Source organism: Mesoflavibacter profundi (assembly GCF_014764305.1).
Taxonomy (GTDB): Bacteria; Bacteroidota; Bacteroidia; order Flavobacteriales; family Flavobacteriaceae; genus Mesoflavibacter; species Mesoflavibacter profundi.
In genome coordinates this window covers 1,521,078-1,540,505 of the sequence record NZ_CP061703.1, presented here as the reverse complement: position 1 = coordinate 1,540,505, position 19,428 = coordinate 1,521,078, and the positions used below count along the sequence as shown (strand labels likewise).

Genomic DNA, 19,428 nt, shown 5'->3' with positions numbered 1-19,428 from the left:
AGATAAAATTAATTTTTACGAAAACGTTGTAGTTTGATATTATTTCTATGATATTTGCAAAAAAATAAAGCTTCATGTCTAAACGAAACCAAACTTTAGGAGAATTTATAATAGAAAATCAATCATCTTTTAAATATTCTTCTGGAGAATTATCTAGACTTATAAACTCCATTAGGTTAGCTGCAAAAGTTGTTAATCACGAAGTTAACAAAGCTGGATTAGTAGATATTATTGGAGCTGCTGGAGATACCAACATACAAGGTGAAGACCAGCAAAAATTAGACGTTTACGCAAACGATAAATTTATACAAACGCTTACCAATAGAAACATTGTTTGCGGTATTGCTAGTGAAGAAGAAGATCACTTTGTTAGCATTAACAGTCAGGATTCTAACAACCAAAATAAATATGTAGTATTAATAGATCCTTTAGATGGATCTTCTAACATAGATGTTAACGTTTCTGTTGGTACGATATTTTCTGTTTACAGACGCGTAACACCTGTTGGTACACCTGTTACTATCGAAGATTTTTTACAACCAGGTAACCAACAAGTTGCAGCAGGATATGTAGTTTACGGTACATCTACAATGTTAGTTTATACTACTGGCGATGGTGTTAATGGTTTTACTCTAAATCCTGCAATTGGTACATTTTATTTGTCGCATCCAAACATGCAATTTCCAGAAGATGGTACTATTTACTCTGTAAATGAAGGTAATTACATTCATTTTCCGCAAGGTGTAAAAAATTACATCAAATATTGCCAAATGGAAGAAGAAGACAGACCTTATACATCTAGGTATATTGGTTCTTTGGTTTCAGATTTTCATCGTAACATGATAAAAGGTGGTATTTACATGTACCCAAAAAGCTCTAAAAATTCTAACGGTAAATTACGATTATTGTACGAGTGTAATCCTATGGCTTTTCTTGCAGAACAAGCAAACGGTAAAGCTAGCGATGGTTTTACAAGAATTTTAGACATACAACCAACCGAGTTACACCAACGTGTCCCATTTTTTTGTGGCAGTAAGAATATGGTTACAAAAGCAGAAGAGTTTATGCACAACGCATAAAGGCTCTTTTATAACATTTTTTTGCTATTTTTACATTCTTAATCATATCCTTAAATTAACATCATGGGAAAAGAGAAGATTGATCAACAAGATGTAAAATTAAATACAGTAGATTCAAGCTCTAAAATAGATGCTATTAAGCAGCTTATTTTTGGAGAAAATATGCAAGCTTACGATAGCGAGTTTGAAACACTTAAACAAGATATTCTTAACAAAAAAGAAGCTCTAGAAAACTTAATTGATGAAGTAAAAACAGAATTACTTCAAAATATTGATAATCTTAGTACAGATATTAATATTAGAATTACAGAATTAGAAGCGTCTCTTCAAGAAAAAACCGAAGATCTTGACGACAAAAAATTAGACAGAAGACTTCTGGGTGAACTTTTCACAAAACTAGGAGAAAAGATTAGTCAATAAATTTTGACAATCCATGACTCAAGACGATAAATTAAAAATTCTTAAGGACATCTTGCTTAAAGATGAGCATGAGTATGCTTTATCCATAGAACAAAAACTTAAGTCGTTGGAAGAGATAATAAACCAACAACCTAATTTATCTAAAAGAGTAGATCCTATAATTGAAGACAGACTTAAAGAGTTTGTTCAAGAAATACCAGAAACTTTAGGTCCTACAATTACAGAAACTTTAAAAACCGAAATTAAAAATTCGCAAGACGCAGTTGTAGAAGCCTTATACCCAATAATGGGTAAAATGATAAAAAAGTATGTGCAAAAAGAAATACAACTTTTATCCGAAGCTATAAACAACAAAATGAATAATACCTTTTCTTTTGAGGCTTTAAAACGAAAATTTAGAGCAAAAAGAAGTGGCGTTTCTGAAGCAGATTTAATCCTTCAAGACCATTTTAAACCTACTATAGAACAAATAATGGTTATAGAACAAGGATCTGGTATTGTAGCATCAGAATATTCTAAAACGCAAAACATAGACCAAGACACTGTTGCGGGAATGTTAACAGCAATTAAAAGTTTTGCAGAAGATGCATTTCAAGCAGAAACACAAAGTCTAGAATATATAGAATATGAAAACTACCATATTCACCTTCAAAATTTTTCAAATTATTACATTGCAGTAGTAATATCTGGCGCTTTTACAGCTACATTTAGAAACAAATTAGAAGATAAATTACTAGACTTTGCCCAAAACGTAATAAATAAAACAGATTTAGAAAACAGTAGCGCATTAGCTACAAAATTAAAAGCCCAATTTGAACATGAAATTATCTAAAAAAGTGGTTTTAATAGGACACTTTGGTGTAGGAAAATCGTCTTTAATTAGACGTTTTGTAGAAAACACTTTTACCGAGGATTACAAAGTAACCATTGGTGTACATATCTTAAAAAAAGATGTAATCTTACCAGAAACAAATAAAGATATCACTTTGGTAATTTGGGATCTAGAAGGTAATGACGATATAACAAATACAAGACCGTCATACCTTATAGGAACACACGGTTTTATTTATGTATTTGATCTAACTAGACCAACAACATATCAAAATTTAGAATTTGATCTAAACTACATTAAAGAAAGATACCCAAAACTTCCAATAAAAGTTATTGGTAACAAAAAAGATTTGGTAACTAACGATTTTATTAAAGAAAACAAAGACATATTTAAGCCTTATGTAGATCTTTATACTAGTGCAAAATCTGGAAAAAATGTAGAAGAAATTTTTAATCTATTAGCAAAAAGTCTAGTATAAACCTCAACATTCTCCTAATGTTAAAAGAATATAAGCAAAAATACGCACAATCTGTAAATCAATATTTAATTGTAGACTTTGAAGGTGTTATAAAAGAAACTGACAATGTTATTTTTGATAATGTAATTGAAAAAAACATCTCTGAAATTCATCCTTTTTTTGAAAGTCTAACTTCTGTTTTCAAAGAAAAAGATCAAGATCTAGTATTTTCTTGTATTCATTTACAGGACCAAAATAACAATACAATTATCACAGATATTGTGGTAAAAACATTTGATGGTAAACAATTACCATTAGTAGTTATTTTAGATTTAACATTACACTATAATAACTATCAAACTACAGCACAAGTAAGAAACGAGTCTGTTATTAATTCGCAAATATTAGAGCTTAAAAACGAATATTTATTAGAAAAAGAAGCTTTTAAAAACACATTTATTGCCAATTTTAATCACGAATTAAGAGATCCTATAACAGGAATTTTAACGTTTTCTGAAATTCTTAAAAAAACAGGATTAACAGACGAGCAAACCAATTACTTAAAGGTAATGGACTCTTCTACAAACTATTTAAAGCAGCTTATAGAAGATATATTAGACATTTCTAAAATAGAATCTGGCAAAGCCGAAATAATCCTAGAACCGTTTAATCTACACGAATTATTAGAAGAAGTTGCTCATATTTACAAAGTAAATTCGCACCAAAAAGGCTTAGAATTTGTAACTAATTTTAATAAAAACTTACCAAAAATAGTTGGTGGTGATAAAATGAAACTTCGCCAAGTGTTAAGTAATCTATTAAGTAATGCTATAAAATTTACAGAAGTAGGCACAATTACATTTAGCGCATCTTTAAATCAAACAAGAGCAAGAAAAGCTAATATTCATTTTGAAATTTCGGACACAGGAATTGGTATTCCAGAAGAAGATCAAGATGCAATTTTTGAAAGCTTTAAGCAATTAAACCATTCGCACAACTATACTGGTTCTGGATTAGGTCTAGCTATATCTAAGCATTATGTAGAGTTATCTGGAAGTAAAATTTCTGTAGAATCTACCGTTGGAAAAGGCTCTACATTTTCTACAAATCTAAACTTTAGAATAGATCCAAGCTATAAATTAGAAAAAAGTAAACAAACAGATAGTACACCAATTAATAAAGATAAAAAGTACAATATCTTATTGGTAGACGATTCAGAAATCACTCAACTATCTGTACTAAAAATACTAGCATCTAAAGGAAATTTCTTTTTAGACATTGCAACAAAAGCCGAAGATGTAATTCCAAAAATTACAGATTACGACAACCAAATAGACTTAATATTAATGGATATTAAGTTACCAGATGGACAAGGTGATCAATTGGCAAAAAAGATAAGACAGTTACCAGAAAGAGAACACAAAAAAATACCAATTATAGCTTTAACAGCAAGAGTATTTAAAGACGACTTAAAAAAATACAAAAAAGCTGGTATAAACGATGTTATTAAAAAACCATTTGATGAAGAAACTCTTCTAACCCAAATACAAGACAATGTAAAATAAAAAAAGCGAGCTTAATGCTCGCTTTTTTTATATGGATAAACAATAAATTATCTATTCATTGTTTTAATTTCATCAGTAAAAGTGTCTAGATCTACACCTTCATGGACAAGCTCTAAAGCTTTATCTGTAACATACTTTGCGTTACTAGATTTAAAACCTAAACCAACACAAAGACGCTCTAAAATAGCCTTTTGGTTTTCACCTTCTATATGATCTGCCCAAACCATTCTTGCAAGATCGTATAAACGCTCTAAACGTTGGTCGTAAGAAGTTGGCGGATTTATAGGATGCGATTTATAGTCTTTTAATATTAACTTATAATCTTCTTCGCTAATATCTAAATTACGTGCTAATCTATCTAAAAACGCCTTTTCTTCATCAGTGATAACACCATCACTCATCGCAACTCTAACAATTGCAGCAAAATGATCTTCATTTCGCTTTTTAAATCCACTATCAAATAAATCTGAAAATGACATACTTTATATTTTTAATTTAATGCAAATATAATTAAACCTTGCTCCTTTTAAAATTAAAAGTTTCTTTTTTTAACGTATATATTTCACATATTTAAAACGATCATATTTATTTTACTAACAACATTTTAGGTCAATTACCAGAGTTTATTTTCATTAGTATTGTTAATATCAGATTAAATTAATTAATCAGAAAGCTTTTAAAAAATCTAAGCCTTATATTTGCAAAAAATTCTATTTAAGGTGAGTAAATCTAACATCTCGCAAGCCTATTTACAATCTTTGCAAACGCAAAAATTGCAAACTGCTATTGCCCTACCTAAAAGTAAAACGCACGTTAAAGGATTAGTAGGATCTTCGGTTTCGTTTATAATTTCACAAATTTTCAAACAATCCGATTTACCATTTTTACTAATATTCCAAGATAAAGAAGAAGCTGCTTTCTATTTAAACGATTTAGAACATTTGATAAATAAAAACGATGTTTTATTTTATCCAGGAAGCTATCGCAGACCTTACCAAATTGAAGAAACAGATAACGCCAACGTTTTACTTCGTGCAGAAGTTTTAAACCGTATAAACTCACGTAAAAAACCGGCTATAATTGTTACGTATCCAGATGCACTTTTTGAAAAAGTTGTAACTAGAAAAGAGCTAGAACGTAACACACTAAAGATTACTGTAAACGATAACTTATCTATAGATTTTGTAAACGAAGTCTTGTTTGAATACAAATTTAAACGTGTAGATTTTGTTACCGAACCTGGAGAATTTTCGGTACGTGGCGGAATTGTAGATGTGTTTTCCTTTAGTCACGACCAACCATATCGTATAGAATTTTTTGGTGACGAAGTAGACAGCATTCGTACCTTTGATGTAGAAACACAATTATCTACAGAGCAAATTAAAAAAATTAGTATTATTCCTAATGTTGCTAATAAACTAATTGAAGAAAAAAGGCAAAGCTTTTTACAATACATCGCTCAAAAAACAGTTGTTTTTGGTAAAAATTTCGATTTAACTTTTAACCGAATAGACGATTTTTTTAGTAAAGCTCAAACTGCTTTTAACAACTTGTCTTCCGAGCTTAAACACGCCAAACCTAATGAGCTTTTTTCAAATTCTGAAACCTTAAAAAAAGAATTATTAGATTTTAACATAGTCGAATTTGGGACAACATCTGTTTTTAAAGCAGAGCAATTTGTAAAGTTTGACACAGTACCTCAACCTGCATTTAACAAACAATTTAATTTATTAATAGATAATTTAAATGCTAATCACGACAAAGGTTACACCAATTATATTACTTGCGTAAGCGAGCAACAAGCAAAACGTTTTCATGATATTTTTGAAGATGTTGATGGCGATGTTCATTTTCAAACAATTGTGCTACCTTTGTATCAAGGTTTTATAGATCACGACTTAAAAATGGTGGTTTATACAGATCATCAAATTTTTGAACGCTACCATAAATTTCATCTTAAAAATGGCTATGCAAAAAAACAAGCCATTACACTAAAAGAACTTACAAATCTAGACATTGGCGATTATGTAACACATATAGATCATGGTATTGGTAAGTTTGGCGGACTACAAAAAATTGATGTAGATGGTAAAAAACAAGAAGCTATAAAATTAGTGTATGGAGAACGTGATGTGTTATACCTAAGCATACACTCTTTACATAAAATAACCAAATTTAACGGTAAAGATGGTGCGCCACCAAAAATCTATAAATTAGGTAGTAAAGCTTGGAAAACCCTTAAAGAAAAAACCAAATCTAGAGTTAAACACGTTGCTTTCAACTTAATAAAACTATACGCAAAGCGTAAATTAAAAAAAGGATTTCAATATAAACCAGATAGTTATTTACAGCATGAGTTAGAAGCTTCATTTTTATATGAAGATACGCCAGATCAAGTTACTGCTACTGCAGATATTAAAGCCGATATGGAAAGCGAAAGACCAATGGATAGATTGGTTTGTGGCGATGTTGGTTTTGGTAAAACCGAAGTTGCTATTCGTGCTGCCTTTAAAGCTGTAGATAATGGTAAACAAGTTGCAGTTTTAGTACCAACTACTATCCTAGCCTTTCAGCATCATAAAACCTTTAGCGAGCGTTTAAAAGAATTTCCGGTAACGGTAGATTATGTAAACCGTTTTAAAACTGCAAAAGAAAAACGCATCACTCTAGAAAAACTAGAAAAAGGTCATGTAGATATTATTATTGGTACACATCAATTGGTTAATAAAAGCGTTAAATTTAAAGATTTAGGACTTTTAATTGTTGATGAAGAACAAAAATTTGGTGTCGCTGTAAAAGAAAAACTTAAAAGCATAAAAGAAAACGTAGACGTACTTACGCTAACTGCTACACCAATACCGCGTACACTTCAGTTTAGTTTAATGGCTGCTAGAGATTTATCGGTAATTACAACGCCGCCACCAAACCGTTACCCAATAGAAAGTCACGTGATTCGTTTTAGCGAAGAAACTATTAGAGATGCAGTTAGTTACGAGATAGAACGTGGCGGACAAGTGTTTTTTATTCATAATCGTATTGAAAACATCAAAGAAGTTGCAGGTATGATCCAACGTTTAGTGCCTGATGCAAAAATTGGTGTTGGTCACGGACAATTAGAAGGTAAAAAGCTGGAAGAGCTTATGCTAAACTTTATGAATGGTACTTTTGATGTTTTAGTAAGTACAACCATTATAGAAAGTGGTTTAGACGTCTCTAACGCCAATACTATTTTTATTAATAATGCCAACAATTTTGGGTTAAGTGATTTACACCAAATGCGCGGTCGTGTTGGACGTAGCAATAAAAAAGCATTTTGCTATTTTATTACGCCAGATTATCACGCTATGACTACTGATGCCAGAAAACGTATTCAAGCATTAGAACAATTTTCTGAGCTTGGTAGCGGATTTAATATTGCAATGAAAGATCTAGAAATTCGTGGTGCAGGAGATTTACTTGGTGGCGAACAAAGTGGTTTTATAAACGAAATTGGTTTTGATACCTACCAAAAAATCTTAAATGAAGCTATTGAAGAGCTTAAAGAAAACGAATTTAAAGACCTTTACAACGAGCCTGAAGAGAAAAAGCAATACGTTAAAGACATTACAATCGATACCGATTTTGAATTACTTTTCCCAGACGATTACGTAAACAGTATAACCGAAAGGTTAAATCTGTATACCACTTTAAATAACCTAAAAACGGAAGACGAGTTAACTACTTTCGAAAATCAATTAATAGACCGTTTTGGCGAGTTACCAACTCAAGTAGTAGATTTGCTTAACAGTGTTAGAATTAAATGGATTGCCACAAAAATAGGTGTAGAAAAAGTAATCATGAAAAAAGGTAAACTTATCGGTTACTTTATTAACGACCAAAAGAGCGGATTTTACCAAAGTAATTACTTCACAAAAGTGTTACAATACGTACAAACACATCCACAAACTTGTAAAATGAAAGAAAAACAAACACGTAATGGTTTGCGTTTATTACTTACCTTTGATAATATAAAAACAGTAGAGAAAGCTTTACAAGTTTTAAAACCAATTTTGGAATAGTTTTTGAAAATTTAAACAAAAAACAAACAACCCATGATTAAAAAAATAGTGTTTTTATTGGTATTACTACCAACAATTAACTTTGCACAGTATACAATTAAAGGACAATTCCCAAATAAAGAAGATTTTAAATTTGCCTTTTTATACCAAGTAACAACACAAACTAGCAAGTTTGTAAACAATGCCGAGATTAAAGACGATGGTACGTTTACTTTTACCTTAGACAAAGATCAACCTTCTGGAACATATAGAATTGTTTATAACGAGCCGCAAGACCAATACAACTTCGACTTTTTATTTAATCAAGAAGATATAGAATTAAGCTATAATTTTGACGAAGGACTTACCTTTATAAATTCCGAAGAAAATAAACTTTGGACATCTTACAATAAAAGCATGCAAATGGTTGGAACAAGCCTTAATAATTTTTACATGAAAGGCGACAACAACGAAGAAGACTTTACTAAAATAATTACCATTTTAAAAAACACACAATCGGAATTTGAGAAAGCTGCAGAAGGCAAAATGGTTTTAAATTTTATAACTGCAAGCAAACCGTATATTCCTAACCAATTTGTAACTGCTCAAGAATTTACAAATAACGCAAAGCAAGACTATTTTAAACACATCAATTTTAGTAATCCGGTTTTACAAAATTCTAACTTTTTAATAGAAGCGACGTTAAATTACATCTATAACTTTATAGATCAAGACCATTTAAATGCCTCTTACATAAAAAACATTGATACTGCAGTACAAACAATAGGCAATAATACAGATGTAAAAAAAGTCATTCTAGAAGTACTTTACAACCAATTTGTTTACGAAAACATAGAAGCTGTAGCCAATCATATCGCAGATGCGTATTTAATACAATTAGCGACAAATCAAGGCGATAAAGCTCTAGTAGAAGATTTAACATACTTTAAAAATGCATCAATTGGTCATAAAGGTTATAATTTTGAAATTGTTATTTATGATGAAAACGGTGAAGCTACCGTTAAAAAAATGCATGAATTAGAAGATGCTAATACATACTTAATCGTATTTTGGAGCACAACATGTTCGCATTGTTTAGATGAAATTCCGCAACTTCATAACTACGTAAAAACAATAGATCAAAAACAATTAAAAGTTATTGCTGTAGCATTAGATGAAGACCGTTACCGCTGGAAAGACATGACTTACGATTTTCCAAAATTTTACCATGTTTTTGGAGAAGGAAAATGGGATAACCAAATTGGTAACAACTATAATGTTAAATCTACACCAAGCTACTTTATACTTGATAAAGACAAAGTAATTATTAAAAAACCTTATGATTTTGAAGCGTTTAAAGATTATTTTTCTAAAACATTAGAAGAATAGTTATCTTTAATATTTAAGTATCTAAATAATTATGAAAAAAAACCGAATTTTCGCAATGTCTTTTGCAAGTGTGTATCCGCATTACATCACTAAAGCCGAAAAAAAAGGAAAAACAAAAGAAGATGTACACACAATTATTACTTGGCTAACAGGTTATACTAATGCAGATATAGATACTATTTTAGAAACTAAAATAGACTTTGAAACGTTTTTTGAAAAAGCGCCAAAACTTAATCCTAACGTTGATAAAATTAAAGGTCTAATTTGTGGTTACCGCGTAGAAGACATTGAAGATCCTTTGATGCAAAAAATTAGATTTTTGGACAAGTTAATAGACGAACTTGCAAGAGGTAAAAAAATGGAAAGCATTTTAAGATCTTAAAAAAAGAAAAAAGCATCTTCTAAATGCTCAATATTAAATTGCTTTTCTTCTTTTACAATTGCTATAATATCAAAACGCACATCTACTTCTAGGTTATTTACAGTCACATACTCATCTACTGCTTTAACTAGGTTTTTTATTTGCTTTGGTTTTACAAAATCTTGCGGATTTCCAAAATCTGCTGTAGATCTTGTTTTAACTTCAATAATTGCTAAAACGTCTTCTTTTTGAGCAATAATATCGACTTCAGCTTTATTAAAGCGGTAATTACGTTCAACAATATCGTAGCCATTTTCAATTAAAAAATCTACTGCAAGTTGTTCTCCTTTTTTACCAAGCTGGTTGTGACTAGCCATTACTATTCAAATACAAGTGTAGATTTTGTTTTTTCAACTTTTAAAGTAGCATTTCTACCTAAAATTAAAGCTCTATTATCCTCTTCGTGTCCTGCTGGCATATTAAATGCAATCGGGAAATCGTAATCGGCAAGCGCATCTAAAATTAGCTGTTCTATAGATGTTCCCCAAAGCGTTGTGTTTTTTCTTAGCTTAGTCATATCGCCAACAATAACACCTTTACAATGATCAAAATAACCAGCTCGTTTTAGACTTTGTAACATACGATCTATGTGGTATTTGTACTCGCCAATTTCTTCAATAAATAATATTTTACCAGAAGTATCAACGCTAGTTTTACTACCTAACATAGTATGAAGCATCGTCAAGTTACCTCCAACAATTGGTGCTCTAACTTCACCAGTTTGATTGTATTTTGATCCTTCTAACGTATAGCTTAAAGTTTCACCAAAAATGGCTTTTTTAAACGTGGCGATAGTTTGTTCTACTTCACTTTCATCCTTAGGTAAACTTACACACATCATCGCATGTAAACTTTGTACGCCTAAATTATGTATTTGGTTATGCAATGCTGTAATATCGCTATATCCAATAATCCATTTAGGCTGTTCTAAAAATTTAGTGTAATCTAATTTATCCAAAATTCTAACCGTACCGTATCCGCCACGTGCGCACCAAATAGCTTTAATATTTGGATTATCTAAAGCGTTTTGAAAATCTTCACAACGTTCTTGATCTGTACCTGCAAAATGATTAGCTTGATTAAACACATGTTTACCAACAACAACATTAAGATTCCATTGTTTTAATAAACGTTTTGCGCGTTCAACTTCTTCATTTCTATGTTTTAAAATTCCTGATGGCGCTACAATTGCAACCGTATCACCAGCTTTTAAATATGGTGGTTGTATCAAATTTTCTGTTGGGTTTTTAAAGTTTACATTTTGGGATATCATGGCGTTAGTTCCTGTAAAAAGAAACACCAATAAAGTAATAATTATAAATCTGTTTTTTGACATATTGTAAATGTACATTTTTTTTCTAAATCGCTGTTAAAATGTGTATTTTTACGCCTTTAATAAAGAAAATTATCATGTCAAAAAGATATACAATTACTGCTGCTTTACCTTATACAAATGGTCCTATACACATTGGGCATTTAGCTGGTGTTTATGTTCCAGCAGATATTTATGCACGTTATAAACGTTTAACTGGTAAAGATGTTGCTTTTATCTGCGGAAGTGACGAGCATGGTGTACCAATTACTATAAAAGCAAAAAATGAAGGCGTTACACCACAAGAAATTGTAGACAGATATCATAAGATTATTAAAGATTCTTTTGAAGAATTTGGTATTAGCTTTGATAATTACTCACGTACATCGGCGAAAATTCATCATGATACAGCTTCAGAATTTTTCAAAACCTTATACGATAAAAACGAATTTGTAGAAGAAGTTACAGAGCAATTATACGACGAAGAAGCTAAACAATTTTTAGCCGATCGTTTTGTGATTGGAACTTGTCCAAAATGTGGTAACGAAGAGAGTTATGGTGACCAATGCGAAAAGTGTGGTACATCGCACAACGCCACAGATTTAATCAATCCAAAATCTGCAATAACAGGCAATACACCAACTTTAAAAGAAACTAAACACTGGTTTTTACCGTTAAATAAACACGAAAACTTTTTACGCGAGTGGATTTTAAAAGGTCATAAAAAAGACTGGAAACCAAACGTGTACGGACAAGTAAAATCTTGGATAGATGATGGTTTACGTCCACGTGCAGTAACACGTGATTTAGATTGGGGAATTCCTGTTCCTGTAGAAGGTGGCGAAGGAAAAGTACTTTACGTTTGGTTTGATGCGCCAATTGGCTACATCTCTTCCACTAAAGAATGGGCAGAACGCGAAGGAAAAGATTGGGAACCATATTGGAAAGACGAAGACACTAAATTAGTTCACTTTATTGGAAAAGATAATATCGTATTTCACTGTATTATTTTCCCGTCTATGTTAAAAGCAGAAGGTAGTTATATTTTACCGGACAATGTACCTGCTAACGAATTTTTAAATTTAGAAGGTAACAAGTTATCAACCTCAAAAAATTGGGCAGTTTGGTTACCAGAATACCTAAAAGATTTTCCTGGTAAACAAGATGTTTTGCGTTACACTTTAACCGCTAACGCACCAGAAACCAAGGATAACGATTTTACTTGGAAAGATTTTCAAGCCAGAAACAACAACGAGCTTGTGGCCATTTTTGGTAACTTTATTAATCGTGTTGTCGTTTTAACTAACAAATATTACAATGGTATTGTGCCAACACCTTCAACATTTACAGCAATAGATGAAGACACTTTAGCTGCTGTAAAAGCCTATCCTGCGGTTATTGAAAGCTCTTTAGAACGTTACCGTTTTAGAGAAGCAAGTCAAGAACTTATGAATTTAGCACGACTTGGTAACAAATATCTTGCAGATGAAGAACCTTGGAAATTAGTAAAAACAGACGAAGCACGTACGCAAACCATTATGTATGTTGCTTTACAAATTGCAAGTGCTTTAGCTACATTATCAGAACCATTTTTACCATTTACTTCAGCTAAGTTGAAACAAATTTTAAATGTCACATCGAGCGCAGTCGAGATGTCTTGGAGTGACATTTCAACAAAAGACGTGTTATTACCAGCTAATCACCAAATTGGACAAAGCGAATTACTTTTTAATAAAATTGAAGACAAAGACATTCAAATTCAATTAGATAAATTAGAAGCTAGCAAAAAAGCTAACGAAGCAGCTAACAAAAAAGTAGAGCCTCAAAAAGACACGATTACTTTTGATGATTTTACAAAGTTAGATTTGCGTGTTGGAACTATAATTGAAGCCGAAAAAATGCCTAAAGCCAAAAAATTACTAGTTTTAAAAGTAGATACTGGCATAGATGTTCGCACTATTGTTTCTGGTATTGCCGAGAGTTTTACTGCAGAAGAAGTTGTTGGTAAACAAGTAACGGTTTTAGTTAACCTAGCGCCAAGAGCTTTACGTGGTGTAGAAAGTGAAGGTATGATTTTAATGACCGAAAATGCCGAAGGTGATTTAGTATTTGTAAATCCTGATACAACGGTTAAAAATGGATTGCAGATTAGTTAGGTTATGAGATATTTTTTCTTTGTTTTTTTGGTCAGTATAAATGTTTCAATTTCACAAAATCTTTGGTTTGAAACAGATATCAACACCGAAATTGATGTTTTAAAACCTAAAGATGTCATTCCTGTAATAAACGACGATAATGGTAATATCGCTTTATTCTTTATAAATAGTAAAGTTGCTTTTGGCAAATTACACAATAAGGAAGGTCAATTAATAGGTTCTATAAACAATATTTCAATACCAAAAAAAGGAAAAAAACTTATTGGTGTTATTTATGAAAACGATTGGTATACTCTATTTTTTTCTAACAATAACAACAACCATTTAAGCTCTGTATCTGTAAATTTTAACTCAGGAAATTATAGTTTTGATGAAGACTTAGATATTGATTTAAAAAATCAAAAAATTATAGATTTTATTATTGAAAAAAATAGAATGTTTGTTTTAACGGTAAGCACAAAAAACAACATTCTGTACACTTATAAAGCAACTAAAAACGAAGTTACAAAGGGTTTTACTTATGATTTAAGCGATAAAAATTTCGCAGATAGTAACAACGCTAGTTATGAGCTAGATTTATTATTATTTGGAAATTCTGGTTATTCATCTGTTGAAATCATTGACAACAATGTACCTAATGGATTAGAAAAAACAAATGCGTTTACCAAACTTTACTATAATGAAAATGAAGGTACACTTACTATAACTAACAATGTATTTGATAAATATACCTATTTAATAAATTTAAATTTTAATAACGGAAAATCTTCCTTTGAAGTAATTGAAAATTCAGGTTTTAATAAAGATGATTATTACTCCAACTCTAATTCCTTTATTTTAAGTGACAAAATTATTACAGTTTATTCTTCAAAAGACCATTTAGATTTAAGTGTTTACAATTTAAATTCTTTAGAAAAATTGAAAACTTTTAAAATAATAAAAGATGAAGCTATTAATTTTAAAAACACACCAATTATTCAAGAAGGCGGAGAATTTGATAATTATAGAGAACTTGAAAAATCATCTAAATTTTTAAGAAAAATAACAAATTCAAAAATAGGAGTTACTGCATACCATCAAAAAAATCACGTAGTACTTACTTTAGGAGCAAGTACCGAAATTCAAACTAACCCTTATTTAGCTGGAACATTTGGAGCTATCGGCGGTGTAGTATCTGGTGCATTAATAAGTTCTTTTACCTCTTATTCTAAAACAAAATCCACAAGAATTGAATGTCTTTTTGATTCAGAATTCAATCATCTAAAAGGTAATATTCCAAGTAATAACTACGATAATATTGTTGAATTTAAAAACAACAATTTAAAATCTTTTGATTCTTCATTAGAGACTTTATTTAAACACAAAAACGATTACATTTTTGGTGTTTTTGATAAAAAAACTGGTTTATATTCTCTTTATAAGTTTATTCAATAATCTATTTTTTAAGTTAACAACTGTTAAAAATAATTTCAGTTAAAAACTCAAAAACCTTAACAAACATCTGTCATAAGCAGATGTTTTTGTTATTTTATCATATGATAAACTTGTCTTAATTAGTCGTCTAAAAGGTGATGGTTTTCGTAACTTAATATAGTTACAAACTAAAAAACCAAAACTTATGAAAAGACTAATTTTATTATTAGTGACTTTAAGTATTATATCTTGCGGTACTCCAAAAACTGTTCGAGATTCTAAAAAAGTCATTAAAGGCGATTGGGTTTTAAACTCGATCACTTACAACCAAACAGGTACGTTTAACGTTACACTTTTTGACGATGCTTCAAAATCTTGTTTTGAAGGTAGTACTTGGCAATTTATTCCAAATAATAATACCGGTATCTATACAATAAACTCGGCAGGATGTATGTCTGGCGAAAGAAACTTTGTATTTACCATACAAGAAGTAAGTCCAGAAATGGGATTATACGACTTTTTATTAAAGCCAACCAACGAAAAAAATAAATCTGAAACTAATCAAGGTTACCGTGTTAACCTTTCTCAGTTATCAGATACCAACATGCAATGGAAACAAACCGTTAATCTAGACGGACAACCATTTGTAATTATAATGAACTTTACCAAAATTTAAAACTAAAAAACCATGAAAAAGACAATTAACAAGATTTCAATATTTAGTCTAACACTATTAATGTGCATTGGACTTACCAACTGTAATGCAGTAAAAAATGCTAATAATAAACAAAAAGGTGCTGTTATTGGCGCAACAAGTGGTGCTGTTTTAGGTGCTATTATTGGTAATAACGTAGGAAAAGGCGGAAACGGAGAATTAGGAGCCGTAATTGGCGGTGTAGTTGGTGGTACTGCTGGTGTGCTTATAGGGAAGAAAATGGATAAACAAGCACAAGAAATTGAACAAGAAATACCTGGTGCACAAGTAGAACGTGTAGACGATGGTATTGTTGTTACATTTGATGAGAATAGTGGTGTATATTTTGATACTGAAAAGTATAACATTAACGCTGCTTCACAAGCTACATTAAACAAGCTTATAGGTGTGTTTAAAGAATATCCTGACACTAATTTATTAGTTGTTGGTCATACAGACAGTTCTGGATCTGACGATTACAACATGACACTTTCTAAAAATCGTGCGTATGCTGTTACTAACTACTTAACTAATAACGGAATTAGCGGTACAAGATTAACCACAAATTGGTTTGGAGAAACGCAACCTATGTATGATAACAATACTGCCGAAGGACGTGCTAAAAACAGACGTGTAAATATTGCTATTTTACCAAATGAAAAAATGATACAAGACGCACAAAACGAGTCTAATTAATAATTATTTGAATATAGAAAAAGAGGTGTAGTTTAAAAACTACACCTCTTTTTTATTTATAGCGTATTCTAAGATATAAAGCAAATGCTCTTATCACTAAAAAAGGAAAAATAATTAGTACAGATCCAAGCAAATTTGTTGGCGTAAACGTTTCTGGAAAGTTACGCACTATAAAAAGCATAAGAACAACGCCTAAAATAATTGAAACATGCAGCACTAGCATATTTGGTGTAAAAGCACCAAAACTAACGGTAACTGGTGTTTGTTTTATGTGTAGTAAAACACGTTCTATAGCTACAAATATTAAATTGATATTAAAAAACCAGTTTCTAAAGAATAGTACTTTCATATTGGTTAGAATTAGTACATCATTATTCCAATTTGCCATAAACCCGAAAAAGACAACAATAAAAATAAAATAACCTATCATTTGTATAATAGAACCAAATATGGATGTTGTTTTATTGCTGGCAAGCACAGCATTTTTATTTCTTTTAAATAAAATTCTATCGATAATTATTCTAATAAGCTCGTTCCACCAAAAAAATAAAATCACATAAAACACCGTAGTTTGTCCACTCCAAATAGATAACGCTGTAAGCAATGTAAACACTAAAAAATCCCATTGGGAATAATATTTTAATGGTTTTTCTAAAAGAGAAGAAAAGCTATTCATATGATTTGTTATGTTTAAATAAACAGTTTAATACCTTGTTGTTAAAGTTCCATTGGTCCAAACACCATAACTATCTACTGCATTGGTTGTTGTAAAGTATACACCAAAACCATCTCTTTTTCCATTTGTAAATGATCCAAAATATCTTGTGTTTGCTGGTTTATAGCTTTCTTCTCCTAATCCGTTGGCTTTATCGTTATAATACTCACCTATGTAAACATTACCACTTTTCCAGATATAACTTCCTAAATAATGTCTCTTGCTATTTGAGAAAAACCCAAAATAAATATCACCATTAGAATAAAAATACATACCAAAACCGTCTTTGCAATTACCTGTGCAATTATTTACTTTTTTATTATTTATAAAATCTTGAGTTAATAAATTTGTAGTTAGTTTTCCGTTTTGATAATAACCAGCTTCTGTAACTTTATTATTCTTTGCGTAATAACCATAACCATGCTGTTTACCCTGTTTCCACTGACCAACGTAAGCACTTCCTGTATTTTGCCATTTATAGAAACCATAACCTTCTCTAAGTCCATTTACAAAATTACCTTCGTAATATCCTGATTCTTTTATAAAATTTTGAAAGCCGTAACCGTTTACTTTTCCGTTTTTAAAGATGCCTTTTAGAGTATAATTGTCTGAATTATATTCTCCATAACCATTATTACAGTCTCCGGAAATGCAACCTGAATTAGTGTTACTGGTTATTATGTTTTTTGATGACGTTGTTGGTTGTGGAGCATTAATTTGTTCTACATCACCTGAACTTCTATTTATTTTTACAGCTTTACCTACAACTTCTGCATTAATAAATTTCCCAAAATACATATAATCTGTATTTGAAACATGACCGATTCCTGTTGGTTCTCCATTAAAATCAAACTGTCCTGCATAAAAAGTATTAATAGTTTTCCAACTTCTTGTTCCTACTTTATATGGTTTACTATTTTTAAAAAAACCTACAAATGAATCTTTGTTTGGATATATTTTAACACCAAAACCATTTACACAATCGCCTTGGCACGAATTAGCTAATTTTTTATTTACATAATCTTGACCTAAATTGGTTATTAATTTACCATCTTGATATATACCAGCTTCTGTAATATTTTTATCTACAGTTAAATAACCGTAACCGTTAATTTTATTATTTTTCCACTCTCCATAATACATCGTTTTAGTAGATTTCCATGTGTATATTCCATAACCATCTCTTTCACCATTTGTAAAATTACCCACGTAATTATCACCATTGCTATAAACTTGTTCTACAAAACCGTTAGCTTTACCATTTTCAAAAAAACCTGTCAAAGTTACATTCTCTAGTTTATATTGTCCGTAGCCATTATTGCAATCTCCAGATACACAACTAGTATTGTTATCGGTATTTTCTTGAATTTTACTTACTATACCGTTGTAATACGTTATATCTACTTGATCCATATTCTTCTCTACAATTTTAGAATATCGTTCTCTTAGATTTCCAAATTGGTCATAACGCATAGTTATAGCACTTTTTTTATAGGCTTGGTAACCGTTAAGAGAAAATTTTAAATGATCAGGATTTCTATAAAACACATGTACTTCTCCTCTAGTTAATGATCCTTTTGCCGAAAAACCTTTACCCATAGGTTCTCCATCTTTAAACAAGTTAATTTCAACTTCTAAAATATCATTATCTAATTTGGTATAATTAAGTTTATATGTCTTTTCACTACCAAAACCTCCTTTAGTTCTTTCTTCTATTAATTGACCTTCACTATTATATTTAAAGTAGGTATAAACATTATCTAGTTTTTTGCCTTCTTTATCAAAAGCTATTATAGATATAATTCTTTGTTTTGTATCATACTTATACTCATAATAACCATTTTCTGAATTTATTTTTTTTGAAATTAAACCATCTTGATTATATATTATATGGTATTCTCTAGGATATTTAATTTCTCCTTTACTGTCTATTGAATATTCTTTTATAGTTTCAATTTTTCCTGGACTTGAATATATATATTCTGTCTTATTTTTAAAGGATTTACCTGCTGCAGACGTTAGCTTTTGAGTTAAATAACCATCTTTATTAAAATCTAAGTAAAATAATTTTTCAACAAAATCAATTTTATAAAATTGCTTTAAAGCGCCATTTAGATTATAATGATTAAGTGTATAATATTCTGCAGCTGGATTAAGTGGCGCATTTTGCCAATCTATGGTTTGTGAATTTGCACTTACTACAAATAGTAAAATTAAACTTGCTATTATATATTTCATCTTA

17 protein-coding genes are annotated in these 19,428 nt (G+C 30.5%); 12 read left to right on the top strand and 5 right to left on the bottom strand.

The genetic code is table 11. From position 1 onward, the window contains the following. Positions 1–74: 74 nt before the first annotated feature. From fbp to IFB02_RS06895, 5 genes are all read left to right on the top strand, one after another. Positions 75–1,079 (top strand): class 1 fructose-bisphosphatase, encoded by a 1,005-nt coding sequence (gene fbp, locus IFB02_RS06915; protein WP_106687468.1) that lies wholly within the window; start codon positions 75–77, stop codon positions 1,077–1,079. A 63-nt stretch (positions 1,080–1,142) separates the two neighbouring features. Then, complete coding sequence (locus tag IFB02_RS06910) at positions 1,143–1,499, top strand: fructose 1,6-bisphosphatase (protein ID WP_106687469.1); 357 nt, start codon at positions 1,143–1,145, stop codon at positions 1,497–1,499. A gap of 13 nt (positions 1,500–1,512) precedes the next feature. Continuing rightward, on the top strand, positions 1,513–2,331 hold the full coding sequence (locus IFB02_RS06905; RefSeq protein WP_106687470.1) for a cell envelope biogenesis protein OmpA: 819 nt from the start codon (positions 1,513–1,515) through the stop codon (positions 2,329–2,331). Then, a complete protein-coding gene (locus tag IFB02_RS06900; RefSeq protein WP_106687471.1) occupies positions 2,318–2,809 on the top strand; it encodes a Rab family GTPase in 492 nt (163 codons plus the stop codon). Before IFB02_RS06905 ends, IFB02_RS06900 begins: the two co-directional genes overlap by 14 nt. A gap of 17 nt (positions 2,810–2,826) precedes the next feature. After that, positions 2,827–4,353 carry an ATP-binding response regulator gene (locus IFB02_RS06895; protein ID WP_106687472.1) on the top strand — a complete coding sequence of 509 codons (1,527 nt, stop codon included), beginning with the start codon at positions 2,827–2,829 and terminating at the stop codon, positions 4,351–4,353. A gap of 47 nt (positions 4,354–4,400) precedes the next feature. Here IFB02_RS06895 and IFB02_RS06890 read toward each other — a convergent pair whose 3' ends face one another. Further along, entirely contained in the window at positions 4,401–4,832 is a 432-nt protein-coding gene (locus tag IFB02_RS06890; protein ID WP_106687473.1) for a tellurite resistance TerB family protein, read from the bottom strand. Positions 4,833–5,072: 240 nt separating this feature from the next. Here IFB02_RS06890 and mfd point away from each other — a divergent pair, with 240 nt between their 5' ends. Genes mfd through IFB02_RS06875 form a run of 3 tightly spaced genes read left to right on the top strand, consistent with a single transcriptional unit; the run spans position 5,073 to position 10,161 of the window. Continuing rightward, complete coding sequence (mfd, locus tag IFB02_RS06885) at positions 5,073–8,411, top strand: transcription-repair coupling factor (RefSeq protein ID WP_106687474.1); 3,339 nt, start codon at positions 5,073–5,075, stop codon at positions 8,409–8,411. Between the two features lie 33 nt (positions 8,412–8,444). Next, positions 8,445–9,779, top strand: coding sequence for a TlpA family protein disulfide reductase (locus IFB02_RS06880; RefSeq protein ID WP_106687475.1), 1,335 nt, complete (start codon positions 8,445–8,447; stop codon positions 9,777–9,779). 31 nt (positions 9,780–9,810) lie between these two features. Next, positions 9,811–10,161, top strand: coding sequence for a DUF2200 domain-containing protein (locus IFB02_RS06875; protein ID WP_106687476.1), 351 nt, complete (start codon positions 9,811–9,813; stop codon positions 10,159–10,161). Here IFB02_RS06875 and IFB02_RS06870 read toward each other — a convergent pair. After that, positions 10,158–10,517 (bottom strand): YraN family protein, encoded by a 360-nt coding sequence (locus IFB02_RS06870; protein ID WP_106687477.1) that lies wholly within the window; start codon positions 10,515–10,517, stop codon positions 10,158–10,160. The two genes, IFB02_RS06875 and IFB02_RS06870, sit on opposite strands and share 4 nt — an antisense overlap. A 2-nt stretch (positions 10,518–10,519) precedes the next feature. Continuing rightward, positions 10,520–11,536 (bottom strand): S66 peptidase family protein, encoded by a 1,017-nt coding sequence (locus IFB02_RS06865; protein ID WP_106687478.1) that lies wholly within the window; start codon positions 11,534–11,536, stop codon positions 10,520–10,522. Between the two features lie 74 nt (positions 11,537–11,610). On the opposite strand from IFB02_RS06865, the gene metG reads away from it, so the two are divergent. The 4 genes from metG (at position 11,611) to IFB02_RS06845 (ending at position 16,471) form a co-directional block, all read left to right on the top strand. Further along, on the top strand, positions 11,611–13,668 hold the full coding sequence (gene metG, locus IFB02_RS06860; protein ID WP_106687479.1) for a methionine--tRNA ligase: 2,058 nt from the start codon (positions 11,611–11,613) through the stop codon (positions 13,666–13,668). 3 nt (positions 13,669–13,671) lie between these two features. Beyond that, positions 13,672–15,102, top strand: coding sequence for a hypothetical protein (locus IFB02_RS06855; protein ID WP_106687480.1), 1,431 nt, complete (start codon positions 13,672–13,674; stop codon positions 15,100–15,102). A 184-nt stretch (positions 15,103–15,286) separates the two neighbouring features. Continuing rightward, positions 15,287–15,757: a lipocalin family protein gene (locus IFB02_RS06850; RefSeq protein WP_106687481.1), complete on the top strand. Its 471-nt coding sequence runs from the start codon at positions 15,287–15,289 to the stop codon at positions 15,755–15,757. 12 nt (positions 15,758–15,769) lie between these two features. Further along, on the top strand, positions 15,770–16,471 hold the full coding sequence (locus tag IFB02_RS06845) for an OmpA family protein (protein WP_106687482.1): 702 nt from the start codon (positions 15,770–15,772) through the stop codon (positions 16,469–16,471). Positions 16,472–16,523: 52 nt separating this feature from the next. On the opposite strand, the gene IFB02_RS06840 is transcribed toward IFB02_RS06845, so the two are convergent. Both IFB02_RS06840 and IFB02_RS06835 read right to left on the bottom strand, forming a co-directional pair. Continuing rightward, a complete protein-coding gene (locus tag IFB02_RS06840; protein WP_106687483.1) occupies positions 16,524–17,147 on the bottom strand; it encodes a hypothetical protein in 624 nt (207 codons plus the stop codon). A 27-nt stretch (positions 17,148–17,174) separates the two neighbouring features. Further along, entirely contained in the window at positions 17,175–19,424 is a 2,250-nt protein-coding gene (locus tag IFB02_RS06835; protein WP_106687484.1) for a hypothetical protein, read from the bottom strand. Between the last annotated feature and the right edge of the window lie 4 nt (positions 19,425–19,428).